At 60.6% G+C, this 17,246-nt stretch carries 12 protein-coding genes and 1 pseudogene; 7 read left to right on the top strand and 6 right to left on the bottom strand.

Annotated elements, in window-relative coordinates:
- Positions 1-98 precede the first annotated feature (98 nt).
- Positions 99-1,400 carry a cation:proton antiporter gene (locus tag H7X45_RS04390; protein ID WP_187336326.1) on the top strand — a complete coding sequence of 434 codons (1,302 nt, stop codon included), beginning with the start codon at positions 99-101 and terminating at the stop codon, positions 1,398-1,400.
- On the opposite strand, the gene H7X45_RS04385 is transcribed toward H7X45_RS04390, so the two are convergent.
- Together H7X45_RS04385 and H7X45_RS04380 are read right to left on the bottom strand one after the other, a co-directional pair.
- Entirely contained in the window at positions 1,397-1,936 is a 540-nt protein-coding gene (locus H7X45_RS04385) for a group I truncated hemoglobin (RefSeq protein ID WP_187336325.1), read from the bottom strand. The two genes, H7X45_RS04390 and H7X45_RS04385, sit on opposite strands and share 4 nt — an antisense overlap.
- Before the next feature lie 13 nt (positions 1,937-1,949).
- The gene (locus H7X45_RS04380) at positions 1,950-3,092 is read right to left on the bottom strand and encodes a DUF3034 family protein (RefSeq protein WP_246449672.1); all 1,143 of its coding nucleotides are present in this window, start codon (positions 3,090-3,092) and stop codon (positions 1,950-1,952) included.
- A gap of 177 nt (positions 3,093-3,269) precedes the next feature.
- Between H7X45_RS04380 and H7X45_RS04375 the strand changes: the two genes are divergently transcribed.
- Both H7X45_RS04375 and H7X45_RS04370 read left to right on the top strand, forming a co-directional pair.
- A complete protein-coding gene (locus tag H7X45_RS04375; protein WP_187336324.1) occupies positions 3,270-3,893 on the top strand; it encodes a cupredoxin domain-containing protein in 624 nt (207 codons plus the stop codon).
- A 46-nt stretch (positions 3,894-3,939) separates the two neighbouring features.
- Positions 3,940-6,237 carry a putative bifunctional diguanylate cyclase/phosphodiesterase gene (locus H7X45_RS04370; RefSeq protein WP_187336323.1) on the top strand — a complete coding sequence of 766 codons (2,298 nt, stop codon included), beginning with the start codon at positions 3,940-3,942 and terminating at the stop codon, positions 6,235-6,237.
- Positions 6,238-6,276: 39 nt separating this feature from the next.
- Here H7X45_RS04370 and pip read toward each other — a convergent pair whose 3' ends face one another.
- The 3 genes from pip to H7X45_RS04355 are packed head-to-tail and all read right to left on the bottom strand — an operon-like array spanning position 6,277 to position 8,965.
- Positions 6,277-7,230, bottom strand: a complete 954-nt coding sequence (gene pip, locus H7X45_RS04365) for a prolyl aminopeptidase (protein ID WP_187336322.1) — start codon at positions 7,228-7,230, stop codon at positions 6,277-6,279.
- Between the two features lie 44 nt (positions 7,231-7,274).
- Positions 7,275-8,288, bottom strand: coding sequence for a histone deacetylase family protein (locus H7X45_RS04360; RefSeq protein WP_187336321.1), 1,014 nt, complete (start codon positions 8,286-8,288; stop codon positions 7,275-7,277).
- Positions 8,289-8,338: 50 nt separating this feature from the next.
- Complete coding sequence (locus tag H7X45_RS04355; protein ID WP_246449670.1) at positions 8,339-8,965, bottom strand: class I SAM-dependent methyltransferase; 627 nt, start codon at positions 8,963-8,965, stop codon at positions 8,339-8,341.
- Positions 8,966-9,253: 288 nt separating this feature from the next.
- Between H7X45_RS04355 and H7X45_RS04350 the strand changes: the two genes are divergently transcribed.
- The 4 genes and pseudogenes from H7X45_RS04350 to H7X45_RS04335 form a co-directional block, all read left to right on the top strand.
- On the top strand, positions 9,254-11,410 hold the full coding sequence (locus H7X45_RS04350) for a TonB-dependent siderophore receptor (RefSeq protein ID WP_187336320.1): 2,157 nt from the start codon (positions 9,254-9,256) through the stop codon (positions 11,408-11,410).
- Complete coding sequence (locus H7X45_RS04345) at positions 11,410-11,979, top strand: hypothetical protein (protein ID WP_187336319.1); 570 nt, start codon at positions 11,410-11,412, stop codon at positions 11,977-11,979. Before H7X45_RS04350 ends, H7X45_RS04345 begins: the two co-directional genes overlap by 1 nt.
- A 12-nt stretch (positions 11,980-11,991) precedes the next feature.
- Positions 11,992-13,305 carry a PepSY-associated TM helix domain-containing protein gene (locus H7X45_RS04340; RefSeq protein ID WP_187336318.1) on the top strand — a complete coding sequence of 438 codons (1,314 nt, stop codon included), beginning with the start codon at positions 11,992-11,994 and terminating at the stop codon, positions 13,303-13,305.
- A gap of 199 nt (positions 13,306-13,504) precedes the next feature.
- Positions 13,505-13,963, top strand: a pseudogene (locus H7X45_RS04335) (transposase); the annotation flags it as partial.
- A gap of 299 nt (positions 13,964-14,262) precedes the next feature.
- Here the strand turns inward: H7X45_RS04335 and H7X45_RS04330 are convergent.
- Complete coding sequence (locus H7X45_RS04330; RefSeq protein WP_187336317.1) at positions 14,263-17,241, bottom strand: site-specific integrase; 2,979 nt, start codon at positions 17,239-17,241, stop codon at positions 14,263-14,265.
- Positions 17,242-17,246: the final 5 nt, after the last annotated feature.

Genomic DNA, 17,246 nt, shown 5'->3' with positions numbered 1-17,246 from the left:
ATAAATTTAGTTAATTCGCGCTCAATTCTAATCTTGATTAATGTTGCAAGTCGTGACCGCGCTGGCTTTCTGACCCTAAGCGGCGCTAGGCGTGTGGGATGCACGAAACATCCTCTCTATCTGCGTTCGACGCGGCTGCCATCGTTGTCGTAATCGCCGCGGTCCTGTCTTACTGCAATCATCGCTTCATTCGGCTGCCGCATGTCATCGGGCTTACCGTGATGGGTGCCGGGACATCGGTGATCCTGATTCTGATCGACGAGTTCGTGCCCGGCACGGCCATCTCGGACATGGTGGAGGCCTTCCTCACCCGCATCGATTTTTCGCAGACGCTGATGCAGGGCATGCTCAGTTTCCTGCTGTTCGCAGGCGCCCTCCACGTCGATCTGGCGGACTTGCGCAAGGGCTGGTTCGCGGTCTTGCTGCTCAGCACGCTGGGTGTGTTGATATCCACGATCATCGTCGGCGGGGCGTTCTTTCTGCTGACCGGCGCGATGGGCATCGCGATACCGTTTATCTGGTGTCTCGTCTTCGGGGCGCTCATCAGCCCCACAGATCCCGTGTCGGTTCTTGGCATCCTCAAGCGGTTTGCCGTGCCGCCGGCTCTCCAGGCGACCGTGGCGGGAGAGAGCCTGTTCAATGACGGCGTGGGCGTCGTGGTGTTCACGATCCTGCTCAGCGCTGCCGTAACCGGCGCGGACTTTTCATTGTCAGAGGGGCTACGGCTCTTCGCCTTGGAAGCGGGCGGCGGTATCCTGGTGGGCCTAGCCAGCGGATATGTGGCCTTTCGCGCTATGCGCAGCGTCGACGAGTATGCGCTGGAGGTGCTGATCAGCCTGGCCGTGGTCATGGGCGGCTATGCCTTCTGTTCGAATTTCCATCTCGCCGGGCCGGTGGCGATGGCGGTGGCGGGGCTGCTGATTGGCAATCAGGGCGTGACCTATGCGATGAGCGACGTGACGCGCGATTATGTGCTAAAATTCTGGGAGCTGATCGATGAGCTGCTGAACAGCGTCCTGTTCCTGCTGATCGGCTTGGAAATTATCGTGATCGCCATCAGCCCGGAGCTGGCGATACTGGGGCTAGCCGCGATCCCGCTGGTCTTAGCGGGGCGTGCCATTGCGGTCGGCGGCCCGATGCTTCTGCTGCGCCCGCTGGGGCTGGTAGGTGAGGGTGGCTATCGCATTCTCGTCTGGGGCGGCCTGCGCGGCGGCATCTCCATCGCACTGGCGCTGGCTCTGCCTGCGGGCGACATTCGCAACACGCTGCTCGCTGCGACGTTCTTCGTCGTTCTCTTTTCAGTTCTGATCCAGGGTGCAACGGTCGGCCGCATGGTAAAGAGGATCGGCCGGGGCCGCAGCGATGGTTCAGCGGAGGCGGCGCAACAAGCTTCTTCTTAGCGCTTCAGGACGTCAGCGCGCATCGGCGCAAGTTTGGCAAGCAACCGGTTCTGGCTGGCAAAAGGGATATCCTGCTCGCGCATCGCCCGTTGCAGATTCTCCACGAGCGCGTTCATGTCGTTGACCTGTAGCCCCATATCCTTGTGGGCGGCGCGCATGTCGCGGCCCGTATAGTCGCACCCGGCTGCCAGGATGTAGCAGAACTGTTCGAACAGCGTCCGGCGCAGGCGCACCATGTCATGCCCTTCGAAGATCGCGGCCGTACGCGGATCGGCCTGATTGATCTCGATCAACCTGTCGGTCATCCTCCGGATACCGGGCTGCCCGCCGAAGTCGTGGGCAAGGGTGTCGCTTCGCACCGGAGCGGCTCCGGCATTGGCATTGCTCTGCGCATAAGGATCGACCGGAAATTCGCCGGTAACGGGATCGCGCTTCTCCTCCTCGATACCGAGTGCTTTGGCCCAGTCGACAGGTTGCTGCGTTGCGGACGCTGCCGGGTCTTGCAACAGGAGCAGGAGGGGAAGGATGATGGGCATAAACGGTCTCTGATCAAAAGCCTGCTTGAAGCGAAAGGAGGCCGCCGCGCTGATCGTCGGCGATCGCGATCGTGCCAAGGTCGGCATAGGCGGCGGTCAGCGTGAAGTGGTCGCCCAGCGCCAGCGCGGCGAACAGATCCCACCAGTCATCCTCTCGGGCGATGCCGAGATTATTGGGTTTTGTCCGATACTCGCCGCCCACCACGAGGTTGCGCGACAGCATATATCCCAGACTGCCCTCGAACTGCACCGAACGATTGTCCGATCGATCGCCGCCAAAGCCGAGAAGGCCGAGCTGGTTCGCTTTGGTGAAGCGCACGGTGGCATTGGCGAGCAGGCTCTGGCTCAAAAATATCTTGGTGGCCGCCACGTAGAAATCGGTGCCATCGTCGGACGCCGCGCCGACAGCCTGCGTTACCGCATCGTCCAGATTGTTCTTGTACTGCACACCGATCGCGACTTGCGGCAGCAGGGGCGGCCCGTAGACCGCGCTTCCGAACAGCCGAACCTTGGCGCCCCAGACATCCTGATTGAGCACATAGCTGCGCCCGAGGCCGAGCGCAGCACCAACGTCAAGCGTATCGAGGTTCTGGCGCGCATAGCTGAGCTCCAGCCGGTCGAATAATCCGATGGCGGCTCCGTGGCTCTGCCAGTTGTAATCGGGCAGTTCCACATAGGTCACATGCGCTGATCCGCCGATGCCCTGAACGGTCTCCTTGCCCGCGATCAGCCCCCAGCCGGCCAAACCGCCACCCGAAGCGCCGTCCAGCGTGGCGATGCCGTTCGTCAGCCGCAGCTTTCCGCCCCAGCGAAGTCCGCCATAATGACTGCGGCCCGGCACGGCAGGCGCCGAAGCATCGATCGGCGGCGGCGGAGGGGGCGGCACCTCCAGCCTGTCGCCGTTGTAGCTGACGACGGACATCGATCCCGATGGAGCATCTATCGACGCCGCTGTCTCATCGCCCGTCATCATCGCGCCGCCGTCGTCGGTCATGAACCCGCCGCTCTCAACCGGCTGAACGGCTATCGGGTCTGTCCGCCCGTCCGCATAGCTAACCGTCTCGGTCGGCGTGATGGCCGCGAGATCAAGGGCGATTTGCTGGGCATGAACAGCTGTTGCCGGGCCCATGGCGCAGAGGGCGAGAATTACCCTCATGCTTCTTTTGCGCAGACCGGGAGTCGAGGCATTAGTCATCCCGCCGAGAGCTAGTTGGATTGGGTAAAAAAGTTTTTAAGCATCGGAGGAAGCCTATCGGCGCCGCCCGGACTTTTTGGCGGCTCTGGGGAAGGCTGCTTAATCAATTGTCAGCCATTGCGGGCTAGACGGTCGGCCATGATTGCCAAACTCTCCATCGCGGCGGCAGGCCTTTCCGGCGCCGTCGCGCTTGCTTTATCTGCGCAAGGTAGCCCCGGTTCGACGTTAGCGGTTCAGGTGAAAGACGCTCGCGGTCTTCCGATCAAGGATGCCGTTGTCTCTATCTACCCCGCCGCGGGCGTGAGCGTTCCGAAGGGCTTTTCCTGGCCAAACGCGATGGGCCAGAAGGATCTTGCATTTGTTCCGGGAACATTGATCGTCGCTAAAGGATCGAACGTCGCTTTCCCCAATTTCGACCGGGTCAGGCACAGCGTCTACAGCTTTTCAAAGCCGGCCAAGTTCGAGATCAATCTTTACGGCAGCGATCAGACGCGCTCGCAGAGCTTTCCGATCGCCGGTACGGTAGCGGTTGGCTGCAATATCCACGATCAGATGCGCGGCTACATCAAGGTCGTCGATACGCCCTTCGCCGCGAAGACCGACCGCGAGGGGCGCGTCCGGTTCGATGGCTTGCCTGCAGGCGGGGCCAAGGTGCGCATCTGGTATCCAAGCGCAGTGGCCGCGGACAATGAGGCCGAACACGCCACCAGCCTGAACGGCGGGTTCAACAGTCGCTCTGTCGTGCTGCCGCTGCGCGGATGACGTTCGTCATATGAACCTGACGCGTTTACAACACCGTTTCGCTAGCATGAATTTTCGCGTGGGATCGCTGCGCTTGCGCATCGCGGTCATCTATGCGCTGCTGTTCGCGGCAGCATTCGGTGCGGTCATCATGGTGGCGAGCGGAGGGATTGAGGCCTATGCGGCGCGCGTCATCTCGCGCGACATGGCGGCTAATGCTGATGTGTTCGAGGAAATACTCGAACTGCGCGCCAGAGAGATGCGCGCGCAGGCCGACGTCCTTTCAGGCGATTTCGGTTTTCGCAAGGCGGTCGCCCTTGGCGATAATCTCACTATTGAAAGCGCGCTCGATAGCCTGAAAGCCCGTGCCGGTGTGCCGGAGGCTTTTGTGGTGGAGGCCAGCGGCGCAATCATCGGCGATGCCAGGGCCTTGTCCGCAAAGGAACGACGCGGGCTGTTCCAGGCGCTCTCAAATGGAGAGAGCGCGGGCATCGTGACGGTGTCGGACAATCCCGCAAGCGCCGTTGCCGCGCCTATTCAACTTCCGGACCTCGCCGGATGGCTTGTGTTGGCAGAACCGCTAACCAAAAGCGCGCTGACCAGTCTTTCGGAGCTTTCCGCCATTCCGTTGGAAAGCCGGATCGTGGCAGCCAACAAACTGCCGCAGAACATTACGGTTACCAGCGACACGAGCCCGATCGAGCGGTCCGAAGATGGCGAGCGCATCCTTTACCGCGCTTCGGCGCTTCCATCGCTCAGTGGATCGATGAAGCCGGTTCTGCTGCTGCGCCACTCGCTAAGCGAGGCCTTGTCCGAATATCGGCCCCTGATCTGGCTGCTGGCCCTGCTCGGTGTGATCGGCGTTTGTGCCACGATCGTCTTGGGATGGCTTATCGCGCGTGGAATCACGCGTCCGATCGCCAAGTTGGATGCGGCCGCTCAGCGCGTGGCAGACGGGCATCATGCTTTTGTGAACGTGCGCTCACGTGACGAGGTGGGACGCCTCGCGACCAGCTTCAACACCATGATCGAGGCGATCCACGACCGTGAGCGCAAGATATCGCATATCGCGCTACACGACATTTTGACGGATCTACCCAACCGGAAGCTGTTCACCGAACAGCTCAATTCCGCCCTTGCCCGCATGACGAATGGCAAGAGAGTGGCGGTCTGCTATCTTGATCTCGACAATTTCAAACTGATCAACGACACCTCCGGCCATCCGGCGGGCGACGCTGTTTTGAAAGAGATTGCGCGGCGCCTGACCAGCTTCATGCCGGGGGCGGTTGTGTCGCGTCAGGGCGGCGATGAGTTCGCGGTGATGATCGCCGATATCGAAGCGGACGAAGATATGCTGGGCCATGCCGAGCAACTTTTCCACTGCTTCGATGAGCCCGTGATGATCGGGCGGCAGCAGGTGCCGATCAACGCCAGCATCGGCATTTCCTGCTCGCCTGACGACGGCACGGAAGCGGAGACGCTGATCAAGAATGCCGATCTGGCCCTCTATCGGGCGAAGCAGGAAGGCAAGGCCGGCTATCAATTCTTCGAACAGGCGATGGATGATGCAGCCCGCCGGCGCCGCCAGCTGGAACTGGACCTGCGCATCGCGCTCAGCGAAGGTCAGTTCGAGCTGTATTTTCAGCCGCTCTACAGCCTTTCCGAAGAACGGCTGGTCGGTTTCGAATCCCTGTTGCGCTGGCACCACCCCCAGCGCGGCATGGTTTCGCCCGCAGAGTTTATTCCTCTAGCAGAAGAAACGGGGCTCATCATCCCGATCGGCGAGTGGGTGATCCGAGAGGCCTGTCGTCAGGCAGCGCAGTGGCCGGAGCGGCTTCGCGTGGCAGTCAATGTGTCATCGATCCAGTTCAAGAGCACCAATCTCCAAAATGCGATCCTGCAGGCGCTTGCGCAAAGCGGCCTTGAGCCTTCTCTTTTGGAGGTGGAGATCACCGAATCGGTATTCATCGCCGATATCGATCAAACACTCGACCTCTTGCATAAGCTGCGCAGCCTGGGCGTGCGCATCTCGCTCGACGATTTCGGCACGGGCTATAGTTCACTCAGCTATCTGCGCAGCTTCCCGTTCGACAAGATCAAGATCGACCGCAGCTTCGTGACCGATCTCGATCAGGGGACGGGCGCCAGCGCGATCATTCGCGCGATCACAACGCTGGCGGGCGCGCTGGGCATGGAAACGCTGGCCGAGGGTGTAGAAGCGGAAGACCAGATCGAATCGCTGCGCCGTGAAGGATGCCAGCAGGTGCAGGGCTTCTGGTATAGCCGGCCCGTTCCCGGCGGTGAGGTGGGCAGGATCGTGAGCCGTCTCGGCGATCCCGGCGCGCGCATGCAATCCGTCGCCTGACGGCAGAACGCGTCCTCTCATGCTATAGCGGTTGCGCGCTCAGCTCCCGGCGAATTGATCGGTCGCGCGGATCAGCCGGTCGAGGATGCCCGGCTCGTCATAGGCATGGCCTGCGCCCTCCACGATGTGGAGTTCGGACCCCGGCCACGCCTTGTGCAGCTCCCACGCGGTGCGCGCATGGCAGGGCATGTCGTAACGGCCGTGGACGATAACGGCGGGGATGCCGTGCAGCGTGCCAATGTCGCGCAGCAGTTGACCTTCCTCCATCCAGCCGCGGTTTACAAAATAATGCGTCTCGATACGCGCAAAGGCCAGGGCGAAGCGGTCTTCCTCGAACGCGTCCGCCGCTTGTTTGTCCGGCAGCAACCGGATAGTGTTCCCCTCCCATCCGGACCAGCGTTTGGCGGCCTCCAGCCGCTCCTCCATTGCTCCTTCGGTCAGGCGTTGATGGTAGGAAGCGAGCACATCTTCGCGCTCCTCCGGCGATAGCGGGCCGACCAGGGCTTCCCAACGTTCGGGGAACATCTCCGACACGCCGTAGCGATAATACCAGTCCATCTCCGCCTGCGTGAGCAGGTAGATCCCGCGCAGCACCAGTTCGCTCACGCGGTCGGGGTGAGTCTCCGCATAAGCAAGCGCGAGGGTGGACCCCCAGCTCCCGCCAAAGACCTGCCATTTCTCGGCGCCGGCCATGGTCCGCAGCCGCTCGATATCCTCCACCAGATGCCAGGTCGTGTTCGCTTCCAGCTCTGCATGCGGCGTCGAGCGTCCGCAGCCTCTCTGGTCAAACAGCATGATGTCATAGGCTTCCGGATCGAATAGCCGCCGATGGTCGGGCGAGCAGCCTCCGCCAGGTCCGCCGTGAATGAAGACCACCGGTTTTGCGCCGCGCGTGCCGCACCGCTCATAATAGATTTCATGCCCGTCACCGACATCGAGCATGCCGGTTTCATAGGGTTCGATGGGCGGATAGAATGTGCGAAGATCAGTCATGACTGGCACGATATACGGTTGCGCCCCGCGGTAAAGCGGCGCGATCAGTCCCGCCCGAAACCCGATAGAAATGCCGCGACATTTTCTCCCAGTGCATCCACCGCATAGCCGCCTTCCATTACGACGAGTGTTGGCAGATTGACCGCTGCGATCCGACGGCTCATTTCGCGATAATCGTTCTGTGTCAGCGCGAAAAAGGAGATCGGATCGCCATCATAGGTGTCCGCGCCGAAGCTGACGATCAGGGAGCGCGCGCCCCATTCCCTGATCCGCGCCAGCGCAGCGTCCAATGCGGGCATATAGGTCTCGCCCGTCGTACCGCGCGGCAGCGGCCAATTTGCCGTAGCGCCTTTGCCCGCGCCCGCGCCCGTCTCATCAGCATGCCCCCAGAAGAACGGATAGTCCGTTTTGGGGTCAGCATGGATCGAGCAGAACAGGACGCTACCGTCCTCGTAGAAGATGTCCTGCGTGCCGTTTCCGTGATGATAGTCGACATCGAGGATCGCCACCGGGCCAAGACCCTGGGCCGCGGCCGCCCTGGCGGCGATGGCGGGTGTGTTGAGGTAGCAATAGCCGCCCATATAGTCCGCGCCGCAATGATGGCCGGGCGGGCGGCACAGGGCGTAGGCGCTGCGTTCCCCCGCCGCGAGCGCATCGACGCCCGACAGCGCGGTCTGCGCAGACCAGTAGGCGGCGGTCCAGGTGCCCGCCGAGATCGGGGTCGCCGTATCGAAAGCGTGGGCGCCCAGCTTTGCATCGATCCGCGTCAGATCCAGCGGACGCCGCCGGATGACCGGGAGGGCATAGGGAATAGCATCGCCGGGCCGGCCCGCCGCGAGCCACTCGTCATGTGCGGTCTGCAGGAAGGCGACATAGTCCGCATCATGCACTGCCAGGATGGGCTCCAAGCCATGGTCGGTGACTTCCGCCCACTCGGCAAAGTGACTTTTAACAGCAAGCGCGCGTGCCGGGGTTTCGGCAAAGTCGGTCCAGTCGCCGTTGTGAAGTTCACGGGCGGGGGCGTGCGTACACTGACGATCGTCGAAGAACAGCTTCATGACCACGGCGTTTCGGCCATTGTGCCTGGGTGGTCAAGGACGCTGCGGCGTCACGTCTTCCAGCCCCAGAACAGCTCGCACGGAAGCACGTTGCGCCATTCATAGCCGCTATCGATCTGGTCGAAATGCTTTGCCATGAAGTCGCGCGCGCGTTTGCTGAACTGATAGACAAGGAATGCGCCGCCGGGCCTCAGGACGCGGTGGGTGGCCGCTGCGATTGCCGGACCCACGCCGGCAGGCAAGGTGGAGAATGGCAGGCCGGACAGGACATAGTCAGCCGCGTCATGGCCATGTTCGGCCACGATCCGCTCGACATCCGCCGCGCTGCCCAGCACTGCGGTGAAGCGCGGATCATGAATCGTACGGCGCAGATAGTCGATATAGAGCGGGTTGGTATCGATCACGATCAACGCGCCGTCCGCGCGCAGGCGTTCGAGCACCGGTTCGCAAAAGGTGCCCACGCCCGGCCCATATTCCACGAAAAGCTTGCAGCTGTCCCAGTCCACCGGTGCCAGCATCTTCTCGATGGTGAAGCGCGAGGATGGGATGACCGATCCGACCATGCGCGGATGCTCAAGGAAGCCGCGCGCAAACACGCCCCATTGGCCAAGCAAGCGGCCCGTCCGCTCGCGCAAGGACCGATCGCGTCCCGCCGCAAATTGGTTTGTATCGTTCAAAAGGGAATAACCTCATGTCGCGCTCCCGCTCAGGGCAGCGAAGCAAGCGGCTGCGTTGGCAAAAACGCCTTCGGATTGCAACCGCGTAGGGCAAGGTGAGCATTCCGAGGTAGCGTAACCGAAAGCAGACGCAGTCCGGCGGGTCGCGCGCAGACGAGCTTCGTGCGTCGATTGTCCAGAGAGCCTGATGAACGGCGTCGATCACAATGATCGAATTGCCTATTGCGAGTCATTACCATTATCACTAGTCCGGTTGCATAATCGTTCATGCAATTGAAAGCCTAGTCCATGTCTGTCTCCCTCTCCGCGTCCCGCATCGCCCTTGCCGCCGCGATGCTGTTCACCGCTCCCGCGGCCCTTGCGCAGGAGAGCGACGCATCGGATCGTGAAGGGGCCGATTTCGACGAAATCGTAGTGACCGGCTATTTCGACACGGTAACCGCCGGTACCAAAACCGATACGCCGCTGATCGAGGTGCCGCAGCCGATCACGGTGGTGACCGACGATACGTTTAACGATCAGGGCGCGCTCAATATCGCGCAGACGCTCCGCTATGTGTCCGGCGTGCAGCCATCGGCTTATGGCCTCGACAGCCGCGTCGATTCGCAGTTCGTGCGCGGCATCTCACCGGTTCAATATCGCGACGGGATGCGGGAGCTGTTCGGCTTCTACAATTCGATCGCGGCCGACCCTTATGCCTTTTCCCGCGTCGAGCTGGTGCGCGGGCCTGCGTCGGTCCTCTTTGGCCAGGGCAGCATCGGCGGCCTCCTCAACCTCGTTTCCAAGACGCCGCAGTTCGAATTCGGCGGAGAGATTTCGCTTCGCTACGGCTCGTTCGATCGCAAGGAAGTGCTCGCCGATGTCACCGGGCCGCTGTCCGACACCATCGCGGTGCGCCTGACGGGCCGGGCGCGCGATGCCGATACGCAAACCGATTTCGTCCCCGACAACCGGGTCCTATTCGCCCCGTCGGTCACCTGGCAGCCCAGCATGGACACCTCGCTCACGCTGATCGGTAATTATCAGGAAGACGACGGCGGATCGGTTGCGCAATTTCTGCCGCTCGGCACCGTTTTTTCGGACGACGACCGCGAAAGCGCGCGCAATATCGAACGCAATGCCAACGGTTTTCTGCCCTATTCCACCTTCGTCGGAGAGCCGGGCGATCCCTATGACGGGCGCATCCTGTCGGGCACGGCGCTGTTCAATCACCGGTTCAGCGATGTCGTCCGGCTGCAGGCACGGGCGCGCTATATCGACAGCGATATCGATTCGGTCGTGCGCTACACCAACAGCTATTCCAATCCGGTCAATCCGTTCCTCGATGACGATCGGCGTCAAATCCAGCGTTACACGCAGGGCGCGCGCGGCGGCATCGACGTGTTCAGCGCGGACACCGGCCTAGGCTTTCAGTTCGCCACCGGCGCTGCGATCAAGCATGAGGTTCTGGTAGGTGTCGATTACCTCTGGAACGAAACCAACCGGCAAAGCAGTTTCGCGCTCGATACGATCGATCTCTACGCGGATCGTATCAGCAACGGCTTTCCTGCGCCGCCGCTGGGTCCGGTCGCCACGGCATCGCAGGAGCAGATCGGCGTCTATGCGCAGGATCAGATATCGATCGCGGACCGGGTGCATGTCGTCGTCGGAGGGCGTCAGGATTGGGTCGACGACATCAGTACGGCAGCGGTGAAGCAGGACAGCAATGCCTTCACCTGGCGCGCCGGAATCATCGGCGAGCTGGCATTCGATATCCATCCCTTCTTCAGCTACACCGAGAGCTTCCTGCCGATCGCCGGGTTCGATCGGGACGGGGAGGGGTATCGGCCTTCGCGCGGCAAGCAGTTTGAAATCGGCGCGAAATGGCGGCCCGATCGCAGCACACTGGTGACCGTCACCGGCTATGATATCACCGAGCAGAACCGGCTGATCAACGATCCGGCCGATCCCACCAATCGCATACAGGCAGGCGAGCTGAAATCGCGCGGGATCGAGTTCGAAGCGCGCCGTATCCTGCCGCACAACTTCACCGTGCTGGCCAATTACAGCTATAATGAAGCCGAATTGACCGAGGCGAGCGATCCGCGCCAGATCGGCTTCCAGCTCGACAATGTGCCGAAACACAACGCTTCGCTTTGGCTGTCCAAGACGGTCGATATGGGCGAGTGGTCGCTGCAACTGGGCGGGGGCGCGCATTATGCGGGCGAGAATATCTCGCGTGGCAATGTCGCGCTTCCCGGCGGTGGCAGCGGGGTCAACATTGTCCGCACGCCTGATGTGACCACCTTCGATGCCTTCGCCGAAGTGACTTACGGCAAGACGAGCATCGCTCTGAACGCCAACAATCTGACCGATGAGCGCTACCCCGCTGCCTGTCTGGCACGCGGCGACTGCTTCCTCGGCGCGGTCCGTAACGTCTTCGTCACGCTGACGCAGGGGTTCTGATGGAACCTGCGCTCGCCATGCCCGTCGCCGTCTTGCTCGCTTGCTTCGGCGTCCTGCTTTTGCGGAGCGCTTGGCGGCGGCGGCAAGGCGCGCGCGTGCCGCGCACCGCTATGGTGGCAAGCGGTTGGTGCGCCTTGGCGCTCGGTTCCATTCTCGCAGCGATCGGGGCAGGGGCCTGGGGTGTTGCAGTGGCAGCGACAGCTGCAATGATGACGGCCATGGCTCTTCTCGGCTTTGCCGCTTGGTCCGCCCCCGCAGGACCGGATAAGGAACGGCAGCGCAGAGCGCAGGTCGCGCCAACGAAGCCGCATCGCGTCGGCGGCAGGATCACCACCTTTCTGCTCGTTGCCGTCGGAGCGTTTGCAGGTGCCGTCGCGATAGCGCTGGCGCTGCGCTTTCTGGTTCTGTCGGCAGGCTGGAGCGAGGCGGACGCCAATGTAACGATGCTGTTCGTCCAGCCCCTCGCCTGGGCAGTTCTCGCAACCGCACTGCTCGTTACCCCGTCCCGCAAGCGTCAGTTGGGTATCATCGCTTTCTGCGCGGTCCCGGCTCTTCCGGCTTTATTGTAAAGGAGCGTCCTGATGGCGTCCCCGTCCGCAAAATCCGCCCTTTCGGCCCATTCGGCGATCGGCCTTGTCGTCGGCGCGCTGCTCTATATCGTTTGCGTGACGGGTACTCTGTCGGTCTTCTATCCGGAGCTGCAGCGGCTTGAGCAAGTCTCCGCGCCGGAGATGAGCCAAATCGATCCGGCCGCGGCGCAGCGCGGGATGGAGGCGGTGCTGGAGAAAGAGCAGGCGCAGGGCCTCGCGCCCACCACCCATCTTTACATCCACATTCCCACCGAAGACCTGCCCCGCGCCACGATCAGCACCGATACGCAGGCATTCCATCTGGATGCGTCCGGCGCCATCGCGATGCCGGAGCAGATCGCCTGGTCGGATTTCCTGATCGCGCTTCACTACAAACTGAGCTTGCCGAACTTCTGGGGCCTAACGCTGGTCGGCGCCTTGGGCGCGATGCTGCTGGCTTCGGCCTTTACCGGGGTGCTCGCATTGCCGCGGATCTTTCGCGATGCCTTTCGGCTGAATGCGCGCTCTGCCAACACGGCGCTCGCAGACTGGCACAATCGCCTCAGCACATGGACGCTGCCCTTTTCGCTGGCGATCGCATTTACCGGCGCGGCGATCGGTCTCGGCGGCTTGGGGGCGCTAGTCATGGGCAAGACGGCCTATGACGGTGACAGCGCGGCCGTTTATGCCCCGATCTTCGGTGAAGAGATGGAGGGGAAGGAGACAGTAGACGGCCCCCCAGATGTTGCCGGTCCGCTGGCCTATGTGGCCGAGCGATTTCCTGATCTCAAGCCGACCTATGCGATTATCCATGATCCGCTGCAGCCAGGGCAGCATGTGCAGATTCTGGGCGGTTATCCGCGACGGCTGATCTTTGGCGAATATTACAACTTCGATCAATCCGGCCGTTTCCTGGGCTCTGCAGGGCTGGCGGATGGAGACCTCGGTCAACAGGCGGCCGCCTCCACCTATAATCTGCATTTCGGCAATTATGGCGGGCTGCCGGTGAAGATCGTTTATTTCATTCTCGGCATGGCCGTCAGCGTGATCAGCGCAACCGGCTTTTACATATGGCTGGCCAAGCGCCGCCGACGCGGGCACCGTGATGAAGCCCTGCGTGCTTCTTGGCATGCGGTGGTATGGGGTTGCCCGGCCATGATCCTGACGACCTTTGCGGCGCGAATCATCATCGGGAACGATGCGCCGTTCGACGCGATCTTCTGGACCGGACAGCTCTTGCTGGTTTTGGTCGCAGCTCTCTGGGCAAAACGCCGCACACGCTGCGCGCCGCCCCGCAGCGACCACCTGAAAACCAGCGCCGCCTGAGGCAAACGCTGAGGTCGTCAAGAAAGGAAATTGGTCGGGGAGAGAGGATTCGAACCCAGAATAGCTCTTAACCACAACCGCAGATTTCCGCGGGTTTTGCAGAATTGCGTGCCTCTTGTGCAGGGCTTATGTGTGGGTGTCCAGAGTCCGCACATGGTAGTCCACAGCGACCGATAGGAGACCTTGATCTGTTTACCAGATCATGGACTGGGCAACCCGGAAGGTGCTGGCGTGGCGGTTATCGAATACGATGGACGCAGGGTTCTGCGTCGCGGCGTTGAAGGAGGCGCTGGCTCGCTACGGCAAGTCTTAGATTTTCAACACCAACCAAGGCAGCCAGTTCACGTCGCAGGCCTTCACCACTGTGTTGCGCGAGGCTGAGGTTCGCATCAGCATGGACGGGCGGGGTCGGTGGATGGACAATGTCTTCATCGAACGCCCTTGGCGATCCCTGAACTACAAATGCGTTTATCTCCATGCCTTCGACACCGGCTCGGAGTTGATGCCTGGCCTTGGCCGCTGGATCACCTATTACAACACCCAGCGTCCGCACTCGGGCCTGGCCGGAAAAACCCCGGTCGAGGCCTATCGGCGGATCGGGCAATTAAGTCATGGGGGGCATGCCCCCCATGATTTGATGATCAAACAGGCGGCGTGAACGACAACTGGGATTAGCTTAACTTAGCCGCCAAACTGTCCAAGAAGGCGGGACCACCTCACATTGCCGGCGAGGCGATCTCTATCGGTAACGATGTCAAACAGGCAGTTCAAAGCCTAAATTGAATATACCGGCTTGCCCAAAGAACTTACGACAGCCACCGCTGGAATTGGTGATAGTTCGACTGAGTTTTTTCAGCAAGAAATTTTGAATATATAAGCGCAAGCGCAAGATTTTTTTTTAGTAACCCTTTATCATATTTCGAAAGGGCAGAAAGCTGTTCGCGATGACCCTGTCGTTCACGCCGGGCCGGCTAGGCGGCTGACCGCGTTATGCGCCGCGCTAGCGAACAGAATGCCCCAGACATAACCACGGTGCATTTTGCCGCTTGCTCCAAAGCGAACGAGGGCCGTCCTGGCGCGCTCTTCAATGTTTATCTCGTCCTGCCCTATGCCAGCTTTAATCACTGCATCTGCGAAGGCGTGACAGGCTGAAAGCGGCACAGAGATGAAGCCGCGCACACGATCATATCCCTTCAGGAAGCAAGACGTCACGACTTCCATGTCTTGGGGAGAAACGTACCGGAAACCATCGTATAGAGTAGCGAGAACACCAATCTCATCTGGCTGCAATGGTCGCGTAGCCCTTGATCGGTCCATTAGCGGCATCTCAGTAAAGCGCAGGTTCGAACATCCATTCCGACCTCTGGTCGTCACCGCCAGAAAACCTTCCAGTTCTTCGAGCAGACTGCAGCCGTAGGGTGTTACAAGTTGGGGGTGCTGTCGGAGGAGATCGCGCTCTGCGTGTGTTTTGGCCGACATGAAGGCTGCCAACACCTTCCAACCCGGCTCGCTGCCAATCATCAAACTCTGCGCAGCCGGAATACGAGGAGCGTTGCAAGCCGGGCGTTCTGCTGTCTCTAGGAAATCTGTCAGCACGACGGTCCCAATCGAGGGGTTCGCGCTTGCAGGCGCGCCTTGCCCCCGTCGGATCGTCTGACCTTTGTCATTTCGCAGGCGCTTGTTGATTTTCGCAAGCGGGACATCGTCAACTTTGATACCCGGCAGCCGAGCGATTTTGGGTGCGGGCAAGGTGCGTAATAGCTCGGAATGAAGTTCGCATTTCACAGCCCGGCCATTATTCGGCCGCTTCTGCTTACGGCTTGCAGCGCGTGCAACCGATTGCTTGCTCATATCTAACAGTCGGGATGCCAACTCGGTTGGGATGGCCCGCATCGTGTCAGGACGGGACACATAGTTCCCGGCGAGCCAGTCATGCAGGTGAAAATATGATGCAAGCGTCGAATGTTCGCCAGAGTGTCCCAGCAACGCGCCAGCAGCATGAATAGCGTTCCGCCCACGCCTACCGTTGCCGAGCAGCGTGTCTGCGATCTTCTCTCTACGTTCATGGGAAACCAGCGTGCGGTCTATGGGAAGGGCCAGCGCATCGTCTGATACGTCGTAGGGAAGGGTAAGTGTCGCGATGAGATATGAGCCGAAGCTATGGCGAAGGTCGTGATAGACAGCATTATCGTCTTTCGTCACCGCCCGGATTGCATCGACGACCACGCGCGCTACTCGTCGATCGAAGCCGTCGCCGATCGGCTCGAACATTGTGCAATCGCGTTGCCGAGTTCTGACACCCGATTTTGCAATGACCTCCGCGCGCCTGTCGAGCCACCATGATTTGACCTCGTCGAGTTCGGACGCCTCGAGCAGACAGTGCAGGGGGATAACACGACGCCCTGCGAGGGACTTTGTGCGTACGCTAGTATTGTCCCTGATCTGTAATTCAGCGAACGAGCCGACAAACGTCAGATCGGCAATCCGCAGGTAAAGGGCTTCCCGCCACCTGAGCCCCGCGCGAAAGCCGAGGATCGTCAGGATGCGGGCAATAGCTCCATCAGGGTTACTGGCAGCGAAACTATTGAGGATCTGCACATATTCCGGTGCGGTGATAATCGATGCCCGCGGAAGGTCTTTTTTCGAATTTGGTGGGTCAGCAATTTCCAGAGCGAACGACGGGTTCCATCGATTTTGCCAGTCGAGAAAGCACCATACAGCGGCCCGTAACCGCGCGTTATCTTTCTCATCACCGATGGAAGAGGAAAGAGAGGCTGCTAGCTTTTCCGCATCAATGGCTTCGAAGCTGCTGGATTGCATGGTTTGCTGCAGCAAGGGGAATAAAGCACGAGCGCGACTCTTGATTGTGGATGGGGCAAGGCGCCTTTGGCGTTGGCGAGAATCGATCGACGGATCGAGGCGCGTAGCGGCCCAAATAAGGAGGTAACGCTGAAATGGAATCCGTTCATTCTGACGTGCCTTCTCCATGATTTGCGATGCCGCGATCCTAAATTCTCGCGGCCGGCTCGCAGGAGATGAAGGCAGCAGCCTGTTCAGTAAGGCCAGCGCAGGATTGGTGTAAACGGTCCGCGCAGGATCGTTTTGAGACCTGGAGTTGTTGCGAGTACACTCCCTCTTGGGCAAGGGCTTGGGTTCCAGGCCGATCAGACGATCCCAGCATTCCTTCGTGAGGTTGCTGCTTTTTCCCTCCTCAAGAAGGTTCTCGAATAAGAAGCCGGGCATTCGCGTGCGCCATTTGATCTTGGCTGCGGAGTAGAAGCTGTCCGCTAATGCTTGCTGGCGATTGGGCCGCCAATTGTCCGCACCCATGGCGATAGCCAGAGCGTCGACTGAATTCAGTGGGTCTGTATGGTCCAAGTCATCAGAAGACGGGCGGCTGCTTGGTTCGGACTTGAAAGCCCGGTTGAGGTCCCGTCTTGAGTTGGAATGATAAACATCGCCCCAATCCATAGTATCTGACTGCACGATCTCTGGACTGAGGATCCGGTTATGCCGGGCGGCGGACTGATATTTAAGCAGGATCAGATGGGTCAGTGGATCGGCAACCCATCGTCGTGCGTGCGGTTTGCTGCCGACAGTTGGTAAGGCGAAGTCGATCCAAATTCGGTCTGATGTGGGGATGTATCGAAACTGCGCTCCCCGGTCTGGACGAATGGTCTTGAAGTCCAGCACCGGCGAGCAAGCTACGCAGAGGAATTCATCCCACACCCTTTGGTCCAGTAGGGCTCCGAACATGACCGCGCTGGCCAAAGCGAACGATTTAGCTTTGCGCTGTTCAAACGGTCGAGCAAACGCCGAAAGCCGGCCGATCAACACCTTTTCGAACAGGTCTGCGCGTTGCAATTCGACGATCTGCTCCAGCTCGTAGGGGCTCGCTTTTCGTCCTGGCAGATGCTCTCGATCGAGGTATGCCATCGGAT

This window comes from Novosphingopyxis iocasae (assembly GCF_014334095.1).
Classification (GTDB): domain Bacteria; phylum Pseudomonadota; class Alphaproteobacteria; order Sphingomonadales; family Sphingomonadaceae; genus Novosphingopyxis; species Novosphingopyxis iocasae.
The sequence above is the reverse complement of the archived record's forward strand: the minus strand, read 5'-3'. Positions and strand labels throughout refer to the sequence as shown.